Raw genomic sequence first — 18,052 nt, forward strand, 5'->3', positions numbered from 1 at the left:
GGTTTCGGCGCAGGCGGCGGCATCACCGGCATCAGGCCGGGCGGCCCGGCCGGCGCGGTTGCAGGCGCGGCGCCGGCGGGCGCCGGATCGACGCCCTCTTTCGGCGCCTCCTTGACCGGCGCCATCTTGTTGTTGTGCTTCTTGAGCGCGCGCGCCTCCTCGTCCGGCGGACGCGGAGGCATCTCCGGCGCCGACATCAAAATCAGCAACTGCGTATGGTTGGAGATGCCGGCCAGCGGTTGGCATACCACGCCGCCGAACGATCCGGCCCCGCTGTTTTCCACCTGGCTCACGCGCGCCACCGCCAGGCCGGCCGGATAGACGCCGTCAAGGCCCGAGGTGACGACGATGTCGCCCACCTGGATATCCGCGTTGGGCGCCGTGAAGCGCAGCTCCAGCGCGCCGGACTTGCCGCGGCCATAGGCCACGCTGCGCAAGCCGTTGCGCAGCAGCTGCACGGGAATCGCCTGCTCCTTATCGGTCAGCAGCGTCACTTCGGAGGTAAAGGGGAACACGCGCGTGACCTGGCCGACCACGCCCTGGTTGTCGATCACCGGCAGCCCGAGGGCCACACCCTGCTGGGTGCCACGGTCGAGGATCACCTTGCGGCTGTTGACATCGCGCGCGTCGTACAGGACCTCCGCCAGCATGGACTTCACCGGCAGATGCTCGCGCGCGTCCATCAGGCGGCGCAGCTGGTTGTTCTCGGCCGTCTGGAGCTGGGCCTGTTGCAGCACCAGCGCGCCGGCGATCTGCTGGCGTTTCAGCTCGCGCACCTGCTTTTCCAGCGACGACAAAGAGGAGAAATAATCGCCGACGCCGTAGATGGCGTCGCGCGGCATCAGGGCCGCCATTTGCAGCGGATACAGCACGGTACCCGCCACCTTGCGCACCGTGGCCAGCGTGTGCATGCGTGAATCGACCAGCAGCAGTGCAATCGAAATGCACGCAAAAACCGTCATCTTGACGCGGGCGGAGGCGCCTTGCTTGAAAAGTGGCGGAGGACTGTATTCCATGACTTCCAATAATCCGGCGCTCGCGCGCCAACGAGACTGTCAACTCATCCCAATGCATCGGGGCCGCTGTTTCGCGGCCCCGTCTTTGTCAGATCATTCGTAGGAGAAGATCGAGCCCAGTTGGTCCATCCGCTCCAGCGCCATGCCGGAGCCGCGCACCACGCAAGTCAGCGGATCTTCCGCCACCAGCACCGGCAAGCCGGTTTCCTCCATCAGCAGGCGATCCAGGTCGCGCAGCAGCGCGCCGCCGCCGGTCAGCATCATGCCTTTTTCCGCGATGTCGGCGCCCAGTTCCGGCGGCGTCTGTTCCAGCGCGTTCTTCACGGCCGAGACGATGTTGTTCAGCGGGTCGGTCAGCGCTTCCAGGATCTCGTTGGACGAAATCGTGAACGAGCGCGGAATGCCTTCGGACAGGTTGCGGCCCTTGACTTCCATCTCCTTCACTTCCGAACCAGGGAAGGCCGAACCGATGGCCTTCTTGATCGCTTCCGCGGTCTGTTCGCCGATCAGCATGCCGTAGTTGCGGCGGATGTAGTTGACGATGGCTTCGTCGAACTTGTCGCCGCCCACGCGCACGGAGCCCTTGTACACCATGCCGCCCAGCGAGATGATGCCCACCTCGGTGGTGCCGCCGCCGATGTCGACCACCATCGAGCCGGTCGCATCCGACACCGGCAGGCCGGCGCCGATCGCCGCGGCCATCGGCTCTTCGATCAGGTAGACCTGCGAGGCGCCGGCGCCCAGCGCCGATTCGCGGATCGCGCGGCGCTCAACCTGGGTCGAGCCGCACGGCACGCAGATGATGATGCGCGGCGAAGGACGGAAGAACTTGGAGTCGTGCACCATGCGGATGAACTGCTTGAGCATTTGTTCGGTGACGGTGAAGTCGGCGATCACGCCGTCTTTCATCGGGCGGATCGCCTCGATGTTGCCTGGGACCTTGCCCAGCATCTGTTTTGCTTCTTTACCGACCGCCTGGATCGTCTTCTTGCCGTTGGGGCCGCCTTCCTGGCGAATCGCGACTACCGAAGGTTCATCAAGGACGATGCCCTGGCCGCGAACGTAGATCAAGGTGTTGGCCGTGCCCAAGTCGATGGCCAGATCGGTGGAAATATACCTGCGTAAAAAACCAAACATGTGTGTCCTGTGGCGCTACTGGTGTGCGCGTAAGCCGTTAGAAAGAAATCCTGTGGTGAGGCGGCGGCTGCAATGATTCAGCGCCGGCAACGCATCAACCCGCCATTCTACCTTATAATTTGAATGCGATTTGCCGAAAATCCCGCCAAAAGTGTATCGGTTGAGTCCGCGAATTAAGCGGTAATCCTTTGCTTTTGCCAGCGAATAGGCAGAATTTCCAGTTTTTTATCAATATTACAATTAAACCTTGCGCGGCCCGTCCGCGCCATTCGCCATGTCCCTGACCCTATCCGACGTAACCCGCATTGCCAAACTGGCACAACTTGAGATGAGCGAGCAGCAGACCGCCACGGCGCTGGATCAACTGAATGGCATTTTTGCGCTGGCCGAGCAGATGCAGGCGGTCGATACCGAAGGCGTCGCCCCGCTGAGCCACCCGCTCGCTGCGCACATGAACAACATCGCCCTGCGCCTGCGCGAAGACGTGGCCACCGAGCCCAATCGCCGCGAAGCCTACCAGGCCGTCGCGCCCAAGACCCAGGACGGCCTGTACCTGGTGCCGAAAGTGATCGAGTAACACCGCCGTCGCTCCCGCGCAGGCGGGAACCCATGCTGAGCCGACTTGGCCAGCGCCTTGGATCCCCGCCTTCGCGGGGACGACGCCGCAACGAATCTGAATTGAAACGCCATGCACACCAAAACCATTAAAGAGCTGTCCGCTCTGCTGCAAAGCAAAGCCATCACCGCCACCGAACTGGCCACGCACTTCCTCGACCGCATCGAGAAGAGCGACTTGAACGCCTTCCTGCACGTGGACCGCGCGCTGACCCTGGCGCAGGCCGCCGAGGCGGACGCCCGCATCGCCGCCGGCACCGCCACGCGGCTGACCGGCGTGCCGATCGCGCACAAGGACATCTTCGTCACCCGCGACTGGCGCTCGACCGCCGGCTCGAAAATGCTGGCCAACTACGTCAGCCCGTTCGACGCCACCGTGGTGGAGAAGTTCCGCGCGGCCGGCATGGTCACGCTGGGCAAATTGAACTGCGACGAATTCGCCATGGGCTCGGCCAATGAAAACTCGGCCTTCGGCGCCGTGAAAAACCCGTGGGACAAGAACGCCGTGCCAGGCGGCTCCTCGGGCGGTTCCGCCGCCGCCGTGGCCGCGCGCCTGGCGCCGGCCGTCACCGGCACCGACACCGGCGGCTCGATCCGCCAGCCGGCCGCCTTCTGCGGCATCACCGGCATCAAGCCGACCTACGGCCGCGTATCGCGCTTCGGCATGATCGCCTTCGCCTCGTCGCTGGACCAGGGCGGCCCGATGGCGCAAACCGCCGAGGACTGCGCGCTGCTGCTCAACGCCATGGCCGGCTTCGATGAACGCGACTCGACCTCGCTCACGCCTGAAATGGGCGGCATCGACGAGGACTACACCCGCGAACTGGGCCAGCCGCTGGCGGGCCTGCGCATCGGCGTGCCGAAGGAATACTTCGGCGAAGGCCTGGCCAAGGACGTGGAAGACGCCGTGCGCGCCGCGCTGGCCAAGTACGTCGAAATGGGCGCCACCTTGGTCGACATCTCGCTGCCGAACACCGCGCTGTCGATCCCGGCCTACTACATGATCGCGCCGGCCGAAGCCTCGTCCAACCTGTCGCGCTTCGACGGCGTGCGCTACGGCCACCGCGCCGCCGAGTACAAGGACCTGTCGGACATGTACCGCAAGACCCGCGCCGAAGGCTTCGGCGCTGAGGTCAAGCGCCGCATCATGGTCGGCACCTATGTGCTGTGCCACGGCTACTACGACGCCTACTACCTCAAGGCGCAAAAGATCCGCCGCCTGATCGCGCAGGATTTCGAAGCGGTGCTGAACGGCCCGAACGCCGTCTGCGACGTCATCATGGGACCGGTCGCGCCGACCGTGGCCTGGGACCTGGGCGACAAGTCCGACGACCCGGTGGCCGCCTACCTGGCCGACATCTACACGCTGTCCACCAGCCTGGCCGGCCTGCCCGGCATGTCGATCCCGGTCGGCTTCGGCGCCAAGAACCGTCCTGTGGGCCTGCAGATCATCGGCAAGCATTTCGGCGAAGCGAAACTGCTGAACGTCGCCCACCAGTACCAGCTGGCGACCGACTGGCACACCCGCGCACCCGCCGGCATCTAACACACCAAATACAGCGAGAACAATATGGAATGGGAAGTCGTCATCGGTCTTGAGAACCACGTGCAGCTCACGACCGAATCTAAAATTTTCAGCGGATCGCCGATCAAGTTCGGCGCTGAACCCAACACGCAGGCCAGCCCTGTGGACCTGGCGCTGCCAGGCGTGCTGCCGGTGATGAACAAGCAGGCGGTGGACCGCGCGATCCGCTTCGGCCTGGCCGTGGGCGCGAAGATCGCACCGGCGTCCATCTTCGCCCGCAAGAACTACTTCTACCCCGACCTGCCGAAGGGCTACCAGATCAGCCAATTCGAAGACCCTGTGGTCATCGGCGGCGCGCTGACCTTCGGCTACGAGAAGGACGGCGAATTCGTCACCAAGACCGTCAACCTGACGCGCGCCCACCTGGAAGAAGACGCCGGCAAATCGCTGCACGAAGACTACGCCGGCATGAGCGGCATCGACTTGAACCGCGCCGGCACGCCGTTGCTGGAAATCGTCTCCGAGCCCGAGATCCGCAGCGCGGCCGAAGCCGTGGCCTACGCCAAGGCGCTGCATTCGCTGGTGATGTGGCTGGGCGTCTGCGACGGCAACATGCAGGAAGGCTCGTTCCGCTGCGACGTCAACGTCTCCGTGCGCCCGAAGGGCCAGAAGGAATTCGGCACCCGCTGCGAAATCAAGAACCTGAACTCGTTCCGCTTCATCGAGGAAGCGGTGCACGTCGAAGTGCGCCGCCAGATCGAGTTGATCGAAGACGGCGGCAAGGTGGTGCAAGCGACGCGCCTGTACGATCCGGACCGCAAAGAGACGCGCGAAATGCGCAGCAAGGAAGACGCGCAGGACTACCGCTACTTCCCGGACCCGGACCTGCCGCCGCTGGTCATCTCCGACGAGTGGATCGCCAAGGTGAAAGCCTCGATGCCGGAACTGCCGGGCGCGATGCGCGAACGCTTCGTCAGCGAATACGCCCTGCCGGAATATGACTCGCTGGTGCTGACCGCGTCGAAAGCGATGGCGACCTACTTCGTCGCCGTGGTGGAAAAAGCCGGCAAGGAAAACGCCAAGGCCGCCGCCAACTGGCTGATGGGCGACGTGTCGTCGACGCTGAACCGCGAAGGCGTGGACATCGCCGACGCGCCGGTCTCGCCGGCGCAACTGGCGTTGATGTTGAAGCGCATCGCCGACGGCACCATCAACAACAAGACCGCCAAGGAACTGTTCGGCGACATGTGGGCGGCCAAGTCGTCTGACGACAACCTGGTCGATGTGCTGATCGACACCAAGGGCCTGAAGCAGATCTCCGATACCGGCGCGCTGGAAGCGATCGTCAACGACGTCATCGCCGCCAACGAGAAATCGGTGGAGCAGTACCGCGCCGGCAAGGAAGCGGCGATCAACTCGCTGATCGGCCAGGCGATGAAAGCCTCGCGCGGCAAAGCCAACCCGGCGCAGCTGACCGAGCTGCTGAAGGCCAAGCTGGCCGGCTGACAGCCTCGCTTCTGAAAAAACCGTCCGCCTGAACGCGTACAAGATCGCGTTCGGTGCGGACGGTTTTTTTTCGCCCCCCCGCACGTCCGTGAGAATGCGCGAGTATTCACGGATCGCAAACTGCTATCCTGTTCAACCTTAAGACTACAGATCAAATTCAATGACCGATACGAGAATACGCCTGGCGGTTCCCGAAGACGCGGCGGCCATCGCCGCGATGGCCGTGGCGCTGACCGAGGAAATCTCCCTGCGCCTTGGCGCCAAGACTTTCAGCCTGGAGCTGCAAAAAACCGCCAGCTTGTGCCACGCCCTGCTGCGTGAGGAAAAATACCTGGCGCTGATCGCCATCGCGGAAGGCGAGGCGATCGGCTTCGTCGGCATCTCCGAAGGCCGCGCGCTGTACGCGGAAGGCGCCCTGGCGACCATGCAGGAATTCTTCGTCTCCCCGCCGTTCCGCGCGAGCGGCGTCGGCGGCCTGCTGCTCAACGCCGCCGCCGAACTGGCGCGCAAACGGCGCTGGAACCGCCTGGAAGTGTGCACGCCGCCGCTGCCGGAGTTCGACCGCAGCCTGGCGTTCTATGAGCGCCACGGTTTCGAAGTCACTGGCGGCCGCAAGATGAAGCGCCTTTTCGCGGAAGCCCAATGAAGAACCTGATCGTAATGCTGGCAATGACGCTGTCCGCGCTGGCCCACGCCGATGTCGTCGACTGGCCGCTGAGCTACGACGGCCAGTCCACCAATACCTTCATCTGGGACAAGCGCGCCAAGCCGCTGATCCAGACGCGCGTGCCGTCCAAGTTGTCCAGGGACGTCATCTCCGGATTGGGCGGTCCGCCGGATCCGGTGTTCGTGGTGGACAAGCGCTACGTCAGCGCATCGGCATGCGAGGCGCACGCCTGTCCGGAAAAGGGTTTCTTCTGGATCGACACCCAGACCGGCCAGGGCCTGGGCGCGGTCATTTACGATGGCGAGCTGCGGCTGGGCTCCAACAGCCTGTCCCCGGCGCAGATCCCGGCTGCGGCCCGGCGCGCGCTGATCGACTGGACCAGTGCCAACGACATCAAGGTGACCAGCGTCGAATTCATCGACCACACCGGCGCCAGCGCCAGCATCGACGCCGCGCAATTCAAGCCTGCGCCGCACTTCGAGCCTGCGGCTGGCGGACCATCCTACGACTGCAAAGCCGCCGCCACGCGCGTGGAAAAAACCATCTGCGCCGATCCGGCATTGGCCAGCCAGGACCTGGCGATGGCCAAGCATGTCAGGGAGCTGCGCCAGGGCTACGCCACCATCGCCGACCGCACCCTGCTGCGCGACTTCCAACGCAAATGGCTGAAGGAGCGTGACGCCACCTGCGCCGCAGCAACCGACATCAACGCCTGCCTCGCCAAGCAGTACCAGACGCAGGACGAGCGGTTGAGGAACTGGATACCCGGCCGCTAAGTCGCTACGGCACAGTTCGTGTCCGAATGTCAGACTTGACCCCAATGGCTTGACCCCAATGGCCTCCACACTCAACGCTTTGCTTTTTCTGCTGCTGGTTGCAGGAACTCGCCTCGCCTGCGCTTCGGCGCCGCTGCTCACCGAGTACACCCATACGGCATGGACCGAGCTGAATGGCGCGCCGACGAGCGTGACCAAGTTCGCCCAAGGCGCCGACGGCTGGTTGTGGATCGCCACGCCTACCGGTCTGTTTCGCTTTGACGGCGTACGTTTCGAACGCTCCGATAAGGTCTACGGCCACCCGCTCGATTCCACCAACATCATGGCGCTGACCACCGCGCCCGACGGCGCGCTGTGGGTCGGCTATCGCGTCGGCGGCGTGTCCGTGTTCAGGCATGATGGCGCCCACACCTATGCGGAACGCGACGGCTTGCAGCCGGTCGGCGTCATGCATATCGAGGCCGCGCCGGATGGCACGATCTGGGCGGCGATGCGCGACGGCGTGGCAGTGTTGGCGCCAGGCGCCAGCCGTTTCCGCTACCTCGGCCCCGAGGCGGGATTGCCAAGCCAGGGCGTGTTCCAGATTATGTTCGCCCGCGATGGCACCACATGGATCGGAACGAATTCGGGCGCCTACTATCGCAAGCCGGGCGAAACCCGCTTCACGCAGGCGTGGCCGCATGTGACGCTGGTCTGGCTCTGCGAGGCGCCGGATGGCACCATATGGGGCAACGATTTCAAGGACGGCTACTACAAGGTGCGCATGTCGGCGCCCGCCGCCAGCGAACCGCCCAAACCGGAACTCGATGGATACGGCATGATCTTCGACCGCCAGGGAACGATGTGGATGCTGCATATCGATAACCTGGAACGCAAGGTGGCGCCTGCCGAACACAGCCTGCCGGACCAGCGGCTGTCGAAGGAAAATGGCCTCAGCGGCCCTATGCTCAGCACGAAGTTCCTGGACCGCGAAGGCAATCTGTGGATCGGTACATCGCGCGGGATAGACCGGCTGCGGCCCAACCGTTTGCGAACCATGCCCGTCGTCAAACAGCTGGAATACCCCGCGCTGGTGGCCGGCCCTTCAGGCGATGTCTGGGTGGGAGACTACGCCGCCGACCTTTGGCGCTACAACCTCGAAGGGCGCGTCAGCCGCGAGGTCGCAGGTCCGCTGACGGCCAGCTACACGGCACCGGACGGCGTCCTGTGGGTGGGCGGAACGGAGTCCCTGCAACGGCGCGATCGCGACGGCACGCTGACGTCAATTCCTTATCCGTCCGAACTGAAAGGCCTGCGCGTCCACGCCCTGCAGCAGGACCGCGATGGCGCGTTGTGGGCCTCGTTCGCGTCGGGCAAAGGCGTGTACAAACTCGTGGCGGGCCAATGGATCAAGGCCGGCGGCCTGCAGGGCATCTCCGATCTGCTGGCGACCTCCATGGCCCGCGATGGCCAGGGCAGCCTGTGGATGGGCCATCTGCGCGACATGGTCACGGTCATCGACGGTGCCAAGGTACGTACACTGGGCTCGGCGGAAGGCCTGCGGCTCGGGACGATCATGGATCTGTACTTCGACGGCAGCGCCATGTGGGTCGGCGGAGAACAGGGCGTCGCGCTCTATCGCGATGGCCGCTTCGCCGCCCTGCGCGGCAAGCGCGGTGAAGATTTTCGCGGCGTCTCCGGCATCGTCCGGCTACCGGGCGGCGACTTGTGGCTGCATGGCGCCGATGGCCTGTATCGCATCGTCGCCGCCGATATCGCCGCTTGGTTGAAGAACGGCCATGCCGCCGTGGCTTTCGAACGCTTCGATGCGCAGGACGGCATGCAAGGCCACGCGCCGCAACTGCGGCCGGTGCCCTCGCTGGTGCGCTCACGCGACGGCGTGCTGTGGTTCGCGACGACGGCTTCGGTCGGCACCGTCGACCCGGCCCATATCCTGCGCAACCCGCTGGCGCCGCCGGTGGAAGTGACCGGCGTGGTGGCCGACAACGCGCGCTATGCCATCCCGCCGACGCGTGCACTCACCCTGCCGGCGGGCACACAGAATCTGCAGGTCGACTTCACGGCACTGAGCCTGTCGATACCCGAGCGGGTGCGGCTGCGCTACAGGCTGTCCGGCCTCGATCCCAACTGGCAGGAGCCGGTGGGCCGCAGGCAGGCGTATTACACCAATCTGGCGCCGGGCAAATATCGATTTGAAGTCACAGCATCGAACGAGGATAATCTCTGGAATACCAAGGGCGCCGCGCTGGAGATAGAGATCCCGCCGACGTTTGTGCAAAGCGGCTGGTTCAAACTGCTGCTGGTGGCGCTTGGCCTGCTGCTGCTGTGCTCCGCCTACGCGTTGCGGATACGCTTCCTGACGCAGCGGATGCAGGAGCGCTTGCAGGAGCGCCTGGCGGAGCGCACGCGCATCGCGCGCGCCCTGCACGACACGCTGCTGCAAAGCATACAGGCGCTGCTCATGTCTTTCGATACGCACAGCCGCCACCTGAAGGAAGGCACGCAGGAGCGCACACGCCTGGACCAGACGCTCAACCTTGCGGAACAGCTGCTGGTGGAGGGACGCGACCAGATCATGGACCTGCGGGCATCAGCCTCCCCGGATGCGCTGGAACAGACGCTTGAGCACTTCGGCAGAGGACTGGCCGAGCATCGCTCGCATGCCTTCGACATGACGATCGGCGGCACGCCGAGGCCATTGCGCCCCAAGGTGCATGAAGAGATCTACGCCATCGGACGTGAGGCCCTGTTCAACGCCTCGCGCTACGCGGACGCTGGCCGGATCGAACTTGCGCTGGAATTCGGCGCCAACGCCTTCGTCATGCGCGTGCGCGACGACGGCCGGGGGATGGACGAATCGGTCGCCGCAACCGGCCACCGGCCCGGCCACTGGGGCCTGACGGGAATGCGTGAGCGCGCCCACACCATCGGCGCCAGCCTCGAAATCGACAGCAAGCCAGGCACCGGCACGCAAATCACGGTGACGGTTCCCGGCAAGACGGCTTACTGAGCTCCCCATGACCGCGAGCCCCCAACCCTCCCCGCTGACGCAACGCCTGATCGACATGGTCAGCTCCTCGGCGGAGCTGATGGCCGCGCTGTCGGCCGCCCGCAGCCTCGGGCTGCAAAACTGGTGCATAGGCGCGGGCGCGGTGCGCACGTTGGTGTGGGACGCGCTGCACGGCCACGCCAGCCCCACGCCGCTGGCCGACGTCGACCTGGTCTACTTCGCCCCGGACGCGCCGCCGCAGCGCGACGCGGAACTGGAAGCGCGGCTGCGCCAGCTGATGCCGGCGCTGGAGTGGGAGGTGACCAACCAGGCGCACGTTCACTCTTGGTTCATGCGCGAATTCGGCCGCGAGGTCGCGCCGCTGCTGTCGCTGGAGGATGGCGTGGCGACCTGGCCGGAGTACGCGACCTGCATCGGCGTAACGCTCGCCGCCGACGACGCCATCCAGGTGACCGCTCCACACGGCCTGGAAGACCTGTTCGAACTGCGCGTGCGCCACAACCCGGCCCGCGCCGATGTCCATACCTACCGCCACCGCGTCGTCTCCAAACGCTTTGCGCAGCGCTGGCCGCTGCTGGCTATCGAATCACTCCAGTAAGGCGGCAATCGCCAGCGGCGTGCTGCTGGTGACGATCTGTCCCGCCTCCGGCAGCGCGGCGAAGCGATAGACAAACACCCTGAACGTGGCAACGACATCGCCGCTGAACGCCGGCCCCTCCTTCGGCGCCAGCATGGTGACAGCGCCGCCGGCCGCATGGAACTGCACCTGCGACACGTCATTCTTCGGATACGAGAACTGCACGCCGGCGCAGCCCTTCCCGGCGGCCTCCCCGGAGTAGCGCAGATAGGCCAGCAGTTGGTCGCAGGCGGTGCGCAGGTCGGCGGCCGCGTAGACGCCGTCCGGCCGCGTCACGATGGATACCCAGGCGCCGGACTTGAGCTGCCCCGCCTTGCGGTTCACGGTCAGTTCCGCGTTGTCGTCGTAGGCCGCCTTGGAGAACGGGAACACCGCGCGCCCCAGCGCATCGAGCGGCAGCGCCACATGGGCGGTCTTGCCGTTGAGCGTCAGCCGCAGGCCGTCCGTCGGCACGCTCTTGTCGCGCGGGCGTACCCGGAAGTGGTTCTGCAAAAATTGTTTGGGCTTGCCATACTTCTCAAACCAGATCATCTGGCGGTAGGCGTCGCGATACTCGATCCAGTCGGAGTCCTCCTGCGCGCCGGCGAACACCGGCAGCAAGGCGAGACAGAGTAGGAGGAGTTTGAACATGCCGCTTAAAACCGGTAAGCAAGTCCACTGGACCAAGTGATAAAGTTGCGGCGGTCGACGAAGGGCGCTTCGGCCGGACCGTTGCCCAGCCGCGCGCCGGTCACCGTGCTGTTGATCAGCCACTTGCTGCTCAAGGCCCAGTTCCAGTTGACGCCAACGCTCACCGACATCACGCCGGCGGAAGGATGGTAATCGCGCACGCCGCCGGTGGCGGTGCGGACTTCGTACAACTCGCGCATCACCGGATCGCTGGCCAGCGAAACGCCGGCCGACAGCGTCACCGTATGATGCGGCGCCGGCGACGGCAGGGTTTTCTGCATGCCGACCTGGCCGCGGAAACCGCGGGCGCTGGTGTCGTACACGAGGTTCGACGTCACCCGCGCCTCGTCGCCAAGGTAGTAGTTGAAAAAACCGCCGGCATCCAGCGAGCCCCGGACCGGACGCGTGCCACGCAAGCGCCGGCTGTCACCGGGATTGCGGGTATCGCTGCCGAGGATCAGCGGCCCATATTCCACGCCAGCCGTTTCGGACAGGTGCATCCCGAGCACGCCGTTGGCCGAGACAAAGATCCCGTTGCTCCACTGGACCTGGAACAGCGGCCGCAGGATCACGGGACGCGTCTCGCCCTCCGCCGCCGCCGTCCTGGTGGTGAAGGCCAGCCCCGCGTACATGTCCTTGCTCCCATCGGGCATCATCAATCCGGTGGTGTTTTCGGCCAGCGCCGGAACGCATGCGGCCAACAGCAAAAGTAGCGGGGATAGCTTATTCATGTATTCCTTAAAAATCGAAACGCACGCCCAGGGCGAAACGGTCTGTCTTGGCGGTGAAGCCGTCATGTTCGAGTTTATTGGTGTGTTCCAGTTCCAGTTGCAGCGCCACGTCCTTGGCCACCAGGTAGGAGGCGCCCACGCTCAGGTACAAGCCGGTCTTGTTCACCGATACACCCGCCGGAGCGTTCTTGCCGTTGATATCCATCTTCAGGCGCCCTTGTCCAACGCCTGCCTTGCCGAACAGGGACCAGTCCTCGCTTAGCTTCCACGTGCCCCGCGCCGCCAGATAGCCAGTGCTGACGCGGGCCTTGAGCTGATAGCCTGGGATCAGATCGAAGCTGGTCGAGCCACCGTCGGTACGGTAACCCGCCTCCAGCGCCCACACCGGCGACAGATCATATCCCGCAAACAGACCGATAGGAGTCGCCTTCTTGGCAGCACTGCGCTCGGTCGTCACGCCGTTCTCGGTGTATTTGATGTGGCCATTGGTCTGGGGGCTGATATTCGCGCCGACGTACACTCCTTCGGCGTGGGCCAGCGAGCTTGCGGCGAGGGCGACGAATGCGGTGCAGATGATTTTTTTCATGTTCAGAATCCAGGTTGAAGTAGGAGCCTCCAATGTTAGGCACCCACCGCCGCGGAATCCGCCTCGGTCTGTCGTTGAATTGTCCTCAATTTGTAGGCGCCATTTGTATAGAAAGTGTACGAATGTGTACCAGATTGTCGAAAATGCCACGAGGACGCCGCGCTCCACTACAATACCCACGAAAATGGAGGTGCGATGCAGCGTGTAATGCTGGTGGAGGACGATGCGCGGCTGGCCGCGCTGGTCAAGGAATACCTGGACGAATACGACTATGCGGTCGACGTGGTGACACGCGGCGACCGCGCGCTCGACCATTTCCGCGATACCCAGCCGGACCTGGTGATACTCGACTTGACGCTGCCAGGTGTCGACGGCCTGGTGGTGTGCCGCCAGCTGCGCCAGCTCAGCGCCGTGCCTATCCTGATCCTGACCGCGCGCGAGGACAGCTTCGACGAAGTCTCCGGCCTCGAACAGGGCGCCGACGACTACGTCAACAAGCCGGTGCAACCGCGCGTGCTGCTGGCCCGCTTGCGCGCATTGCAGCGGCGCGGCAGCGGCGCGGCCAGCAGCGACATCATCATCGGCCAATTGCGCATCTCGCGCGAGAACCGCACGGTCCACTGGCGCGGCGGCGAGGTGGCAATGAACAGCGCGGAGTTCAAACTGTTCGTCATCCTGGCCGGCGCCTCCGGCAAGGTCTTGTCGCGCAATGACATCCTGGTCAAGATGCGCGGCATCGAATTCGATGGTCTCGATCGCAGCATCGACAACTGCATCTCCCGCCTGCGCCGCAAGTTCGGCGACGGCGGTTCGGAGCGCATCAAGACCGTCTGGGGCGAAGGTTATCTGTTCAGCCCCTCGGCCTGGGAATGAACCGGCTTTTCTGGCGCTTCGCGTTGCTGGTGGTGCTGGCCATCACGCTGGCCACCTGCGCGATCTACTTCACCTTCAGCCGCCTGTTCGGCGATCCGCTGGAGGAGATCGCGCGCCGCCAGGCCGCCGGCCAGATCTTCCTGCTGGAGCAGTACATCGACAAGGCGCCCGCCGACGAATGGCTGCCACGCCTGAACAAGGTGCGCGAGGTATCCGAGGCCACGCTGGAACTGCAACCGCTGCAGGAGGCGCTGGCGGCGCTGCCCTCTTCCAAACGCGGCCAGTTGCTGCAAGGCGCGGTGGTGATCGACGTCGGCGGCAAGGCCTTCTACCGCCGCGTCGACACGACCGGCGCGCGCTACATCGGCAGCGACGACGACGTGATCCACGCGCAGCGCCTGCCCATCGACATCGGCCAGGCACTGGGCATGGAGGCCATCCGCTTTGGCGTGATCGCGCTGTTCCTGCTGGTGCCGATAGGCTGGTGGTCGCGCCGGCACTGGCGCGGCTTGCTGGCGCTGTCGAAGGTGGCCGACGATTTCGGCCAGGGCGACCTGGCGGCGCGGGCCACGGTGCGGCCGGCATCGAGCATCGCGCCGCTGGCAGGGCGCATCAACGACATGGCCGAGCGTATCGGCTCGCTGATGGAGGCCCGTAAGCACCTGCTGCATTCGGTGTCGCACGAACTGCGCACGCCGATCGCGCGGCTGGAATTCGGCCTGGAGCTGCTGCGCGAACGCCACGCGGCCGACGATCCGGCGCTGCAAAAGCGCATCGCGGCGATGGGGACCGATGTCGAGGAATTGAAAACGCTGGTCAACGAGCTGCTTGGCCTGACGCAGCTCGACCAGGCGCAATCCATGCCGCGCCAGCCATTCGCGCTGGCGCCGCTGCTGCGGGAGTGCACGCCGCCCGCCCAATTGCGCCAGCGGTTCAACGCCAGCATCGCCGAAGACCTGGGCGAGTTGCAGGGCGATGCCCGCCTGCTGGCGCGCGCCGTCAACAACCTGCTGGGGAACGCCGCCAAGTACGCGGAGGGGCGCATCGTGCTGTCGGCCGCGCGCGACGGCGGCGTCCTGCGCATCGCCGTGGAGGACGACGGCCCCGGCATCCCGCCCGAAGCGCGTCAGCGCGTGTTCGAGCCGTTCTACCGGCTGGAGCGCGAACAGGACTACGCCGCCAGCGGCTACGGCCTGGGACTGTCCATTACCGCCAAAGCCGTCGAGCTGCACGGCGGCGCCATCGCCATCGACGATTCTCCACTGGGCGGCGCGCGCTTCACCATCACTTTATAGACAACTCTGTCTATGCAAAGCAACACGCTGCTGCAACGCTGAAAACTAAAGTATACATTTTTGTCTAGACAGACTAATCTACAAATACTTTAGCAAGCCGACAAGAGATACCCCATGAGCATACCCAAACCAACCGCCGCCGAACTCGATCTGCTGCAGGCCCTGTGGCCGCTCGGCTCGGCCACCGCCAAGCAGGTGCATGAAGCCATGCTGGAAGAGAAACCGGACCTGGCCTACGGCACCGTGCTGCGCCTGATGCAGATCATGCACACCAAGGGCATCCTGATTCGCGACGAGAGCCAGCGCTCGCACGTCTACGCCCCGGCGCAGGCGCAGGACGCGCTGCAAACGAATCTGCTGAAGGACTTGATGCAGAAGGCCTTCGCCGGCTCGGCCAAGGCGCTGGTGCTGGCGGCGCTGCGCTCCGGGATCTCGAAGAAGGAGCGCGAAGAGATCGAGAAAATCCTCAAGGATGAAAAGAAATGAGCGCCTTCATTTTCGCCCTCGGCCTCACATTGATGCACTTCCTGTGGCAAGGCATGCTGCTGGGCTGCGCCACCGCCATCGCCCTCACGCTGCTGCGCAACAGCCGCGCCGAATACCGCTACCTGGTGGCCTGCTCGGCGCTGATGGCCTGCCTGTGCTGGCCGGCGGTCGAGCTGTATCAGCGCCTGTACGGCGCCACGGACGGCGCCACCGTCATCGGCGCCGGCCTGCTGCGCCACGCGGCGCAGAGCATGGTAGGCGGCGGTGAACCGTTCGACCTGCGCGACTCGATGCGCGGCATCGTCAGCCTGTGGGCCCTGTGCGCCGTGCTGCTGTCGCTGCGCATGATCCTCGGCCTGCTGTGGATACACCGCGCAGCCAGGCAGTGCGACTGTGCCCACCGCCAGGACCAGCTGCGCTGGGAAGCACGGCTGCAACGGCTGGCGGCGCGCTTCGGCGTCGGACGCGCGGTGCGGCTGCGCATCGTCGACACGATCGCCAGTCCGATCACCGCCGGCTGGTGGCGCCCGGTGGTGCTGCTGCCGGCCGCGCTGGTGGCGGGCATGCCGCCCGATTTGCTGGAGGCGCTGCTGGCACACGAAATGGCGCACATCCAGCGTCACGATTACCTGGTCAACCTGCTGCAGAACGTGATCGAAACGCTGCTGTTCTACCACCCTGCCGTCTGGTGGATTTCGAACCGCATCCGCGCCGAGCGCGAACTGATCGCGGATGATTTCGCAGCAAGGCAGCTCGGCGAACCGCGGCGCCTGGCCCTTGCACTTTCGGAGCTGGAGCGTCTCCAGTTCTCAACTCACCACCTGGCCCAAGCGGCCAATGGAGGAAATTTGATGGATCGTATTCAACGTTTGTGCCGCCCTGCTCCGCAGGCCTTGAACTGGAAAGCCGCCGTGCCGATGCTGGGACTCGCGCTGGCCTGCATGTCGATCTACGCGGAGGCCGTGGCCGCCGACAAGGTCGCCGAGCAGACGGTGCACGCCCTGGCCGACTTCAGCACCTGCGACAAGCCGAAATGGCCTGACGGCGCGATGGCCCGCAAGGAAAGCGGCACCGTTACGCTGAAGTTCCTGGTCGGCGCAGATGGCAAGTTCAAAAAATCGCAGGTGCAGAAATCCAGCGGCCACCCGGACCTGGACGAAGCGGCGCGCGCAGGCATCGAGAAGTGCGGCTTCAAGCCCGCCCTCAAGGCTGGCAAGCCGGTGGAGTCGTGGATGCAGATGCAGTACGTGTGGGTGCCGGATTAAGCTCAGTGAGCGGGGCTTGACGCCATCCAGTCCAGGATGTCGGCGAAGACCTGCTCGCGATTGAGTTCGTTGAAGTTCTCGTGGTAGTTCTGCGGATGCCGCTGGTAGGTCAACAGCGCCGCCGGCACCGATTTCAGCATGCGCTCCGCCGCGTCGGCGTCGGCCAGCTTGTCGTCGCCGGCCACCACCGCGAACATCCGGTGCGACCAGGCGGGCATGCGCGCCGCCAGTCCCTGCTGCGCAGTGGTCAGCGCATTGGCGAAGCGGACCGTGATTTCGGTGGCGCGGATGCCGTCGCGCTCATCGTCGTGATGGCGGGCGGTGATGGCGCTGTCGTGGGTCAGCAAGTCGGTCAGCGGCGCCAGCGGCACCTTCATGCGCGGCACCAGCGCGCCCAGCACGCCGGCCATCGCCTGCAGCACCGGCGACACCTTGATCGCGTTCACGTAGTACGGCGAGGACAGGATGAAGCCCTTGATGGCGGCGTCGCCGGCGAAGTGGCCCAGGCCCAGGTGGGTGGCGATCAGCGCGCCCATCGAATGGCCCATCACATAAATCGGCACGCCGGGATACTGCTGCTTGACCCACCGCAGGAAGACCACGCTGTCGTCCAGGAAGACATGGAAGCCGGGGATGTCGACGCGGCGCGCGTCCTGGTGGCCGCACAGGTCGTAGGCCACGGTGGCGATGCCGTGCTGGCGGAAGTACAGCGCCGGCGTGACGTAATCGCCCGCGTGCGCCATGCCGCCGTGGATGGCCAGTATCACCGCGCGCGGCGCGGCGCCGGCCGGCTCCCAGATGTGGACGCGGCGCTCGGCCTGCGGACCGGCGCGGAAGCTGGCCAGGCGGTCTTCGGCAAACCGCATCAGGCGGTGATGCTCAGATTGATGCCCATTTCGACCAGCAGCTGCAGGTCGGCCAGCGAGAAGTCCAGGCTGGGGGTGGCTTCGCCGCGTTCGGTGGTGAAGGAGATGCGCAGCTCGGCCGCCACATCGGAACGCTCGAAGTGGATGCCGCGCGCCTGGCACTCGGCCAGGTAGTGGCGGATCTGCTTGAGCAGTTCGTCCGGGTTCATGTCAGTGCCGACCGCGACGTAGAAGCCGGAGTCGATGCGTACCCGGCCGTCGGGCTTGACGTCGCCCTTTTGCCAATCACTGTCCGGCTCGGTCGGCAGGCCGTCGCGGACGTCGCTCAAACCGTCGTCGTCGCCATGCACCTTCAGGGTTGCGATGTTCATGAATTAGCCTTTATCGTCTCC

18 protein-coding genes are annotated in these 18,052 nt (G+C 65.1%); 11 read left to right on the forward strand and 7 right to left on the reverse strand.

From position 1 onward, the window contains the following. On the reverse strand, positions 1 to 1,016 hold a 1,016-nt coding region (gene mreC, locus GTP90_RS26685; RefSeq protein ID WP_161086348.1), incomplete at its 3' end, for a rod shape-determining protein MreC. Between the two features lie 93 nt (positions 1,017 to 1,109). Next, on the reverse strand, positions 1,110 to 2,153 hold the full coding sequence (locus GTP90_RS26690; protein WP_008445008.1) for a rod shape-determining protein: 1,044 nt from the start codon (positions 2,151 to 2,153) through the stop codon (positions 1,110 to 1,112). A gap of 274 nt (positions 2,154 to 2,427) precedes the next feature. Between GTP90_RS26690 and gatC the strand changes: the two genes are divergently transcribed. From gatC to GTP90_RS26725, 7 genes are all read left to right on the forward strand, one after another. Beyond that, the gene (gene gatC / locus GTP90_RS26695) at positions 2,428 to 2,730 is read left to right on the forward strand and encodes an Asp-tRNA(Asn)/Glu-tRNA(Gln) amidotransferase subunit GatC (RefSeq protein ID WP_161086349.1); all 303 of its coding nucleotides are present in this window, start codon (positions 2,428 to 2,430) and stop codon (positions 2,728 to 2,730) included. Between the two features lie 111 nt (positions 2,731 to 2,841). Continuing rightward, positions 2,842 to 4,314 carry an Asp-tRNA(Asn)/Glu-tRNA(Gln) amidotransferase subunit GatA gene (gene gatA, locus GTP90_RS26700; RefSeq protein WP_161086350.1) on the forward strand — a complete coding sequence of 491 codons (1,473 nt, stop codon included), beginning with the start codon at positions 2,842 to 2,844 and terminating at the stop codon, positions 4,312 to 4,314. Positions 4,315 to 4,338: 24 nt separating this feature from the next. Further along, the gene (gatB, locus tag GTP90_RS26705; protein ID WP_117012826.1) at positions 4,339 to 5,799 is read left to right on the forward strand and encodes an Asp-tRNA(Asn)/Glu-tRNA(Gln) amidotransferase subunit GatB; all 1,461 of its coding nucleotides are present in this window, start codon (positions 4,339 to 4,341) and stop codon (positions 5,797 to 5,799) included. Positions 5,800 to 5,959: 160 nt separating this feature from the next. After that, on the forward strand, positions 5,960 to 6,445 hold the full coding sequence (locus GTP90_RS26710) for a GNAT family N-acetyltransferase (protein ID WP_175048251.1): 486 nt from the start codon (positions 5,960 to 5,962) through the stop codon (positions 6,443 to 6,445). After that, positions 6,442 to 7,242, forward strand: a complete 801-nt coding sequence (locus GTP90_RS26715; protein WP_161086351.1) for a lysozyme inhibitor LprI family protein — start codon at positions 6,442 to 6,444, stop codon at positions 7,240 to 7,242. The genes GTP90_RS26710 and GTP90_RS26715 overlap by 4 nt, the downstream gene beginning before the upstream one ends. A 58-nt stretch (positions 7,243 to 7,300) precedes the next feature. Further along, entirely contained in the window at positions 7,301 to 10,252 is a 2,952-nt protein-coding gene (locus GTP90_RS26720) for a sensor histidine kinase (RefSeq protein ID WP_161086352.1), read from the forward strand. Positions 10,253 to 10,259: 7 nt separating this feature from the next. Further along, positions 10,260 to 10,850, forward strand: a complete 591-nt coding sequence (locus GTP90_RS26725) for a nucleotidyltransferase family protein (protein ID WP_254452064.1) — start codon at positions 10,260 to 10,262, stop codon at positions 10,848 to 10,850. On the opposite strand, the gene GTP90_RS26730 is transcribed toward GTP90_RS26725, so the two are convergent. Genes GTP90_RS26730 through GTP90_RS26740 form a run of 3 tightly spaced genes read right to left on the reverse strand, consistent with a single transcriptional unit; the run spans position 10,839 to position 12,875 of the window. Continuing rightward, a complete protein-coding gene (locus tag GTP90_RS26730) occupies positions 10,839 to 11,519 on the reverse strand; it encodes a hypothetical protein (RefSeq protein ID WP_161086353.1) in 681 nt (226 codons plus the stop codon). The two genes, GTP90_RS26725 and GTP90_RS26730, sit on opposite strands and share 12 nt — an antisense overlap. 5 nt (positions 11,520 to 11,524) lie before the next feature. Beyond that, a complete protein-coding gene (locus tag GTP90_RS26735) occupies positions 11,525 to 12,289 on the reverse strand; it encodes a MipA/OmpV family protein (RefSeq protein ID WP_161086354.1) in 765 nt (254 codons plus the stop codon). 7 nt (positions 12,290 to 12,296) lie between these two features. Then, positions 12,297 to 12,875, reverse strand: a complete 579-nt coding sequence (locus GTP90_RS26740) for a porin family protein (protein ID WP_161086355.1) — start codon at positions 12,873 to 12,875, stop codon at positions 12,297 to 12,299. 195 nt (positions 12,876 to 13,070) lie between these two features. On the opposite strand from GTP90_RS26740, the gene GTP90_RS26745 reads away from it, so the two are divergent. From GTP90_RS26745 to GTP90_RS26760, 4 genes are all read left to right on the forward strand, one after another. After that, positions 13,071 to 13,748: a response regulator gene (locus GTP90_RS26745; protein ID WP_161086356.1), complete on the forward strand. Its 678-nt coding sequence runs from the start codon at positions 13,071 to 13,073 to the stop codon at positions 13,746 to 13,748. Beyond that, the gene (locus GTP90_RS26750; RefSeq protein WP_161086357.1) at positions 13,745 to 15,043 is read left to right on the forward strand and encodes an ATP-binding protein; all 1,299 of its coding nucleotides are present in this window, start codon (positions 13,745 to 13,747) and stop codon (positions 15,041 to 15,043) included. Before GTP90_RS26745 ends, GTP90_RS26750 begins: the two co-directional genes overlap by 4 nt. Before the next feature lie 114 nt (positions 15,044 to 15,157). Then, positions 15,158 to 15,529 (forward strand): BlaI/MecI/CopY family transcriptional regulator, encoded by a 372-nt coding sequence (locus tag GTP90_RS26755; RefSeq protein WP_117012818.1) that lies wholly within the window; start codon positions 15,158 to 15,160, stop codon positions 15,527 to 15,529. Next, positions 15,526 to 16,794 (forward strand): M56 family metallopeptidase, encoded by a 1,269-nt coding sequence (locus GTP90_RS26760; RefSeq protein WP_161086358.1) that lies wholly within the window; start codon positions 15,526 to 15,528, stop codon positions 16,792 to 16,794. The genes GTP90_RS26755 and GTP90_RS26760 overlap by 4 nt, the downstream gene beginning before the upstream one ends. Positions 16,795 to 16,796: 2 nt before the next feature. Here GTP90_RS26760 and GTP90_RS26765 read toward each other — a convergent pair whose 3' ends face one another. Further along, complete coding sequence (locus tag GTP90_RS26765) at positions 16,797 to 17,660, reverse strand: alpha/beta fold hydrolase (protein WP_161086359.1); 864 nt, start codon at positions 17,658 to 17,660, stop codon at positions 16,797 to 16,799. Beyond that, positions 17,660 to 18,031: a DUF4279 domain-containing protein gene (locus GTP90_RS26770; RefSeq protein ID WP_161086360.1), complete on the reverse strand. Its 372-nt coding sequence runs from the start codon at positions 18,029 to 18,031 to the stop codon at positions 17,660 to 17,662. The genes GTP90_RS26765 and GTP90_RS26770 overlap by 1 nt, the downstream gene beginning before the upstream one ends. Positions 18,032 to 18,052: the final 21 nt, after the last annotated feature.

This window comes from Duganella vulcania, from assembly GCF_009857655.1.
Lineage (GTDB): Bacteria > Pseudomonadota > Gammaproteobacteria > Burkholderiales > Burkholderiaceae_D > Rugamonas > Rugamonas vulcania.

What these genes read in the sequence shown, in the direction of transcription:
- GTP90_RS26690 (WP_008445008.1), bottom strand. Translation starts at nt 2,153, where the DNA reads ATGTTTGGTTTTTTACGCAGGTATATTTCCACCGATCTGGCCATCGAC.
- gatC (WP_161086349.1), top strand. Translation starts at nt 2,428, where the DNA reads ATGTCCCTGACCCTATCCGACGTAACCCGCATTGCCAAACTGGCACAA.
- gatA (WP_161086350.1), top strand. Translation starts at nt 2,842, where the DNA reads ATGCACACCAAAACCATTAAAGAGCTGTCCGCTCTGCTGCAAAGCAAA.
- gatB (WP_117012826.1), top strand. Translation starts at nt 4,339, where the DNA reads ATGGAATGGGAAGTCGTCATCGGTCTTGAGAACCACGTGCAGCTCACG.
- GTP90_RS26710 (WP_175048251.1), top strand. Translation starts at nt 5,960, where the DNA reads ATGACCGATACGAGAATACGCCTGGCGGTTCCCGAAGACGCGGCGGCC.
- GTP90_RS26715 (WP_161086351.1), top strand. Translation starts at nt 6,442, where the DNA reads ATGAAGAACCTGATCGTAATGCTGGCAATGACGCTGTCCGCGCTGGCC.
- GTP90_RS26720 (WP_161086352.1), top strand. Translation starts at nt 7,301, where the DNA reads ATGGCCTCCACACTCAACGCTTTGCTTTTTCTGCTGCTGGTTGCAGGA.
- GTP90_RS26725 (WP_254452064.1), top strand. Translation starts at nt 10,260, where the DNA reads ATGACCGCGAGCCCCCAACCCTCCCCGCTGACGCAACGCCTGATCGAC.
- GTP90_RS26730 (WP_161086353.1), bottom strand. Translation starts at nt 11,519, where the DNA reads ATGTTCAAACTCCTCCTACTCTGTCTCGCCTTGCTGCCGGTGTTCGCC.
- GTP90_RS26735 (WP_161086354.1), bottom strand. Translation starts at nt 12,289, where the DNA reads ATGAATAAGCTATCCCCGCTACTTTTGCTGTTGGCCGCATGCGTTCCG.
- GTP90_RS26740 (WP_161086355.1), bottom strand. Translation starts at nt 12,875, where the DNA reads ATGAAAAAAATCATCTGCACCGCATTCGTCGCCCTCGCCGCAAGCTCG.
- GTP90_RS26745 (WP_161086356.1), top strand. Translation starts at nt 13,071, where the DNA reads ATGCAGCGTGTAATGCTGGTGGAGGACGATGCGCGGCTGGCCGCGCTG.
- GTP90_RS26750 (WP_161086357.1), top strand. Translation starts at nt 13,745, where the DNA reads ATGAACCGGCTTTTCTGGCGCTTCGCGTTGCTGGTGGTGCTGGCCATC.
- GTP90_RS26755 (WP_117012818.1), top strand. Translation starts at nt 15,158, where the DNA reads ATGAGCATACCCAAACCAACCGCCGCCGAACTCGATCTGCTGCAGGCC.
- GTP90_RS26760 (WP_161086358.1), top strand. Translation starts at nt 15,526, where the DNA reads ATGAGCGCCTTCATTTTCGCCCTCGGCCTCACATTGATGCACTTCCTG.
- GTP90_RS26765 (WP_161086359.1), bottom strand. Translation starts at nt 17,660, where the DNA reads ATGCGGTTTGCCGAAGACCGCCTGGCCAGCTTCCGCGCCGGTCCGCAG.
- GTP90_RS26770 (WP_161086360.1), bottom strand. Translation starts at nt 18,031, where the DNA reads ATGAACATCGCAACCCTGAAGGTGCATGGCGACGACGACGGTTTGAGC.